At 69.1% G+C, this 5,676-nt stretch carries 5 protein-coding genes; all 5 read right to left on the reverse strand.

Annotation, left to right across the window (positions count from 1 at the left end; all coding sequences use genetic code 11):
- Positions 1 to 127: 127 nt before the first annotated feature.
- Positions 128 to 712, reverse strand: a complete 585-nt coding sequence (locus ACFWY6_RS43660) for an ATP/GTP-binding protein (protein ID WP_030361923.1) — start codon at positions 710 to 712, stop codon at positions 128 to 130.
- Positions 693 to 1,292 (reverse strand): DUF742 domain-containing protein, encoded by a 600-nt coding sequence (locus ACFWY6_RS43665; protein ID WP_360773510.1) that lies wholly within the window; start codon positions 1,290 to 1,292, stop codon positions 693 to 695. Before ACFWY6_RS43665 ends, ACFWY6_RS43660 begins: the two co-directional genes overlap by 20 nt.
- A 93-nt stretch (positions 1,293 to 1,385) precedes the next feature.
- Positions 1,386 to 1,799, reverse strand: coding sequence for a roadblock/LC7 domain-containing protein (locus ACFWY6_RS43670; protein WP_135330751.1), 414 nt, complete (start codon positions 1,797 to 1,799; stop codon positions 1,386 to 1,388).
- A gap of 10 nt (positions 1,800 to 1,809) precedes the next feature.
- Positions 1,810 to 4,995, reverse strand: a complete 3,186-nt coding sequence (locus tag ACFWY6_RS43675; RefSeq protein WP_384702952.1) for a nitrate- and nitrite sensing domain-containing protein — start codon at positions 4,993 to 4,995, stop codon at positions 1,810 to 1,812.
- Positions 4,996 to 5,335: 340 nt separating this feature from the next.
- Positions 5,336 to 5,676 (reverse strand): ATP/GTP-binding protein (locus ACFWY6_RS43680; protein ID WP_384702955.1); only part of this gene is annotated, 341 nt, incomplete at its 5' end.

A 5,676-nucleotide genomic window follows, 5' to 3' on the forward strand; every position in this document is an offset into this window, starting at 1 on the left:
GTGGGGGGGGCCGGGCGCGCCGCCCCCCCCCCCCCCCGCCGCGCGCCGCCCCCCCACCCCCGCGTGGCCCCGGCCCCCCCCCCCCGGCGGCGGGGGCCCCCCCCCCTCGACGTACAGGCAAGGACCGTTAGCGCAGCCGAGCCATCAACGCGTGCTCCACGAGCGTGATCAGCGCGCTCTTCGCGTCCGCACGGTGACGCGCGTCGGTGGTGATGATCGGGGTGTCCGGGCCGATCTGCAGCGCCTCGCGGACCTCGTCCGGCGTGTAGGGCTGGTGGCCGTCGAAGCCGTTGAGGGCGATCACGAACGGCAGACCGGAGTTCTCGAAGTAGTCGACGGCGGGGAAGCAGTCGGCGAGCCTCCTCGTGTCGACCAGGACCACGGCGCCGATGGCGCCGCGTACGAGGTCGTCCCACATGAACCAGAAGCGGTCCTGACCGGGCGTACCGAAGAGGTACAGGATCAGGTCCTGGTCCAGGGTGATGCGGCCGAAGTCCATCGCGACCGTCGTGGTCGTCTTGTCTCCGGTGTGGGTGAGGTCGTCGATGCCCGCGGACGCGGACGTCATGACGGCCTCGGTGCGCAGCGGGTTGATCTCAGAGACCGCTCCGACGAACGTGGTCTTGCCCACGCCGAAGCCGCCCGCCACCACGATTTTCGCGCTGGTGGTGGAGCGGGCTGTTGCTCCGCCGCTAGAGCTTGCGAAGTCCACTGAGCACCCTTTCGAGCAGTGTCACGTCTGGCTGGCCGCCGGCGGACTCGTCGCCGCCCGGCTGGTGGATGGCGACAAGTCCGGCCTCGGCCAGGTCGGCTACGAGGATCCGGGCGACGCCGAGGGGAATGGTGAGCAGTGCCGAGATCTCGGCCACTGACTTGATCTCGCGGCACAGGTTGCAGATGCGCTGATGCTCGGGCAACTGGCCCTGCAACTGGTGCGGTTGTGCGGTGGTGTGCACCAGCGCCTCGATGGCGAGCTGGTAGCGGGGCCTGGTGCGGCCGCCCGTCATGGCGTACGGGCGCACCAGAGGGTTGCTCGCAGAACCTGCGGGCGCCGGTTCAGGGGCGCGTCGCTGTGGTTGCACTGGCTGGATCCTGGGTGTGTGAGGCTGCTCGTACGGGTTCTGACGGGGGCCCGGCTGCTGCGGCTGCCGGTACGGCGCGCGGTGCTGACTGGGCGCGGAGGGGAAGTTGTACCGGTTCGGCGCCCCGTCGTGCGGACCCTGTGCCTGGCCGTGGCCAGACGACCAGTTGGCCGATGACGATCCGTCCGGGGGTGTTCCTGAGCCTGCCACGTACTCCTCCTCCGACTGTGCCGGGCACCATCATTCTGGAGCCGCGTCCCGAAACCTTACGGCCACGGGACGCGTAAACGCACCGTCCGTCTATTAGTTGAGAAGGCTCCCCTGCAGCTCCGCACGCAGGTCGGGCGTGAGCACGGTGCCGGCGCGGTCGACAAGAAGCGCCATCTCGTACCCAATGAGACCGATGTCCGCATCCGGGTGGGCCAGTACGGCCAGCGAGGAGCCGTCGGAGATGGACATAAGGAAGAGAAATCCTCGCTCCATCTCCACAACGGTCTGGGTCACGGAACCGCCCTCGAAGATCCGGGAGGCCCCGGCGGTGAGGGAGGTCAGACCGGATGCGACGGCCGCGAGCTGGTCGGCCCGGTCGCGGGGGAAGCCTTCGGACATCGCCAGAAGGAGTCCGTCGGCGGAGACCACCACGGTGTGGGACACCCCAGGGGTGTTGTCCACGAAGTTGGTGATCAACCAGTTCAGGTTCTGCGCCGCCTGGCTCATCGGGCTCACACTAACGCTCCTGGTTGTAGGTGCTGTCAGGACCGCGGTGATTACCGGTGTCCTGGCCATTCGTGTCACTGCCTGCGCTGCGTCCCCGCTGGACGCCACGGCGCAGGTTGCTCAGCCTGCCCCGTACGTCCTCGGGGTCGCGGGAGACCTGGGGGCCGCCCTGTGGGGTCTGTTCCGCCGTGCCCTCGACCAGATTGGCCTTGGGTACCCGCTTCGGGAGTCCGGACGGGGTGACCCCACCCGCCTTGGGCTCCTTCAGCTGCTCGGCGCGCTGCCAGCGGTCGTCGTTGGACGAACGCCAGTTGCTGTCGTTGTTGCCGAACGCGTCTTCGGCCGGGGCCGGGGCCGGAGCACTGCCGTTGCCGGCGGCACCGGTCGAGCCGCGGCGCGGAAGGCCCGCGGCGGTGGTGTCGTGGACGGTGGAGGGGGCCGGTCCGGGACGCTCGAAGCCTACGCGCTCGCCGCCGTTCAGGGGAGCCGCCGGACCAGATTCCGCTTCCGGGGCGTACTGGTCCTGGTATCCGCCCGCGTTGTTCTCGTATCCGTCGCGAGAAGGCCAGTCGTCCTGGTGAGAGCGGTCCGGGTACGCGGCGAAGGGCTCGGAGACGACACCCGTACGTGCGGCGTGATCGTCGTGACCCGCCTCCGTATAGGGGGCGTCCTGGTAGCCGTCCTGCGCCGGGTAGTACGGCTCGTCGTACGACTGCTGGCCCTGCGCGGCCTGGTTGTACTCGTCGTACGCCGGTGCCTGCTGGTCGTATCCGGAATCGAATCCGCCCTGCTGGTCGAAGGCCTGCTGCGGCTCGACCTCGTCGCGGAAGAGCGGACGGCCGCCGTCGGACTGCGCCTGCGCCTCCAGAGCGGCACGCCGCTCCTCACGCATCAGCGAGCGGCCCACCGGGTCGAGCTCCGCGGCCTCGCCGTTGTCGGCGGTGTAACGGCTGTCGTCGAAGCCCAGCTCGGCTGCCGTGCGCATCGGCTGGTGCGTGAAGGCCGGCTGCTCCGGAGCCTGCTGCTCCGGCATGATCGAGGAGACCGTGAACTCGGACTCGGGCAGCTGGTGTTCGCCACCGCCACCGTGCGTGATCCCGTCCGGGAGCATGACCAGCGAGGTCGTACCGGCCTGCTCGCCCGAGGGGCGCAGCTGGACGCGGATGCCGTGCCGGTCCGAGAGGCGGCCGACCACGAACAGGCCCATGCGCTGGGAGATCGCGGCGTCCACCGTCGGCGGGTTGGCCAGCTTGTGGTTGATGTCCGCGAAGTCCTCGGCGGTGAGGCCGATGCCCTTGTCGTGGATCTCGACCATGACGCGGCCGTCGGGCAGCCGGGTCGCGGTGACGCGGACCTTGGTCTGCGGCGAGGAGAACGTGGTGGCGTTCTCCAGAAGCTCGGCGAGCAGGTGCACGAGGTCGGTCACGGCCAGGCCGTGGATCTCGGCCTCCGGGACGCCGGACAGCTCGATGCGCTCGTACTGCTCCACCTCGGAGGAGGCGGCGCGCAGGACGTCGACCAGCGGGACCGGCTGGTCCCAGCGGCGGCCCGGCTCCTCGCCGGAGAGGACCAGGAGGTTCTCGCCGTTGCGTCGCATACGGGTCGCCAGGTGGTCCAGGCGGAAGAGGCTCTCCAGCTGGTCCGGGTCGGCCTCGTTGTTCTCCAGGTCGGTGATGAGGGTCAGCTGGCCCTCGATCAGCGACTGGTTGCGGCGCGAGAGGTTGGTGAAGATCGCGTTGATGTTGCCTCGGAGCAGCGCCTGCTCGGCGGCGAGCCGCACGGCCTCGCGGTGCACCTGGTCGAAGGCGCGGGCCACCTCGCCGATCTCGTCCGTGGAGTTGATCGGGATGGGCTGTACGCGGGTGTCGACACGGCCCGGGTCGGTGCGCGAGAGCTGGTCGACCAGCATCGGAAGGCGCTGCTCGGCGATGCCGAAGGCGGCGGTCCGCAGCCGGCGCATCGCGTTGCTCATCTGGCGGGCCATGAGCCCGGCCAGGATGAAGGCGGCGAGCAGCGCGACGACGACGATGGCGCCGGTGATGTAGGCGTTGCGCTGGGCGTTGTCGGCGATGTCCGACGCCTCGCTCACGGCCTTGTCGGCGAGGTCGGACTCGATGTCGCGGTACGCGTCGAACTTGGCGGTGGTGGTGGCCCACCAGGCCTCGGCGGTGATGCCCTTCTCGGCGAGCGCGAGGCGGGCGCTGGGCTGCGTGGTCTGCAGACCCGCGATGCCCGCGACCATCTTCTCGGGGGCCGGCGGCGGGACGAACGTCTCGCCCTTGGCCTTCGCCGCGGCGGCGGCCTGCTTGGCCTGCTTCTCGCCGTCGGCCTGCAGCTGCTTCTTGGCGGCTTCCAGCTTGGCGAGGTCCTCGGGGGTGCCGCCGCCCTTGTACTCCTCGATGGCGATGCCCTCGAGGTAGGCGTACGAGGCGAGCGAGGTGCGCTGCGTGGCGAAGGACGAAGCGGTGGGGCCGGGCTTGACCAGCAGGTGCGTACCGATGGAGCGCTCGAGGGAGAGCGCGGCCTTGGTCAGCGAGATGGCGTAGACGGTGCGGCCGTAGCTGGTGATGTTTCCGGTGCCGAGGCCCAGCTCGTTGGCGAACTCCATCAGCGGGTGCTGGATCGCGACGTAACCCTCTTCGGTCTTCGAACCGGAGAGCTTGGAGGTGTACGCGGCCTGGCGCAGGGCCTGCAGACCCGGCTCCACCTTGTGGAAGCCGTCGAGGCGGCGCTTGAGGCCTTCCTTGTCGGGCATGTTCTCGGCGGCGGCGTCGAACTCGGCCTTGGCGGCGTCGGTGGCCTTGCGTGCGCTGACGACGGCGGGGTCGTTCTTCTTGCCGCGCAGCAGCGGTGCCGCGGAGATGTCGCGCTCTTCGATGATGCGGTTGCCGTAGTCCAGGGACGCCCGCACCAGGATGGCGGTGTTCTCGGCGTCCTGGGCCTCGCTCCAGGTGTCGATCGAGGCCTTGACCTGGAAGCCGCCCATGACCAGACCGACCAGCACGGGTATGAGGAGGATCGCGTTGAGGCGGGTCGGCACGCGCCAGTTGCGCGGGGACATTCTGCCGCCGGAGGGGGCAGGCGGTTCATGGCCCTGCACATCTGCGGGGGACGCCGCTGCGCGCGGCGGCGGGGTGAAGTTGCCCCGCGTGTCCCGCGTCTGCGGCGGTGCGGGGCTCGTCTTGCTTCGCCTCACTCGACCAACAACCTCTCGGCGGCGGGGCCCAAATCGGCTCCGCTGTCGTCTCCAAGGCCCGTGCTACTGGGCAGTTCAGCGCATTCCAGCACGTCAGGGGGTCCTCTTCCAAACAGTGGGAAGCGGAAGTTCCGAGTGGTGTAAGCCTCAGATAAAACGGTCAAAAAGAGCGAGCCCCGCCAAAAGGCGGGGCTCTTGTGAGCACAGCGACACCAGGTGACCGCGACGCGTGGCGGCGCCCGGCGAATTCTCTGTCGAAACGTTATGAACAGAGCGGTCAGTGGTGTCAAAAGACACAGACCGCTCTGTTGAATCTACGGCAACTGCCGTACTCCCTCGTCTACTTGAGTCGTGCCATAAGTGCGTGCTCGACCAGTGTGATCAGGCCGCTCTTTGCGTCCGCACGGTGTCGCGCATCGGTCGTGATGATGGGCGTCGCGGGGCCGATCTGCAGGGCTTCGCGCACTTCATCGGGGGTGTAGGGCTGGTGGCCGTCGAAGCCGTTGAGGGCGATGACGAACGGCAGGCCGCTGTTCTCGAAGTAGTCGACGGCCGGAAAGCAGTCGGCGAGACGGCGGGTGTCGACCAGTACGACGGCGCCGATGGCGCCGCGTACCAGGTCGTCCCACATGAACCAGAAGCGGTCCTGACCGGGCGTACCGAAGAGGTACAGGATCAGGT

Source organism: Streptomyces sp. NPDC059037 (assembly GCF_042740015.1).
In the GTDB taxonomy this organism is placed as follows: Bacteria; Actinomycetota; Actinomycetes; order Streptomycetales; family Streptomycetaceae; genus Streptomyces.

Excerpts from the sequence above, each read along its gene's own strand:
- ACFWY6_RS43670 (WP_135330751.1), bottom strand. The coding sequence starts at position 1,799 with ATGAGCCAGGCGGCGCAGAACCTGAACTGGTTGATCACCAACTTCGTG.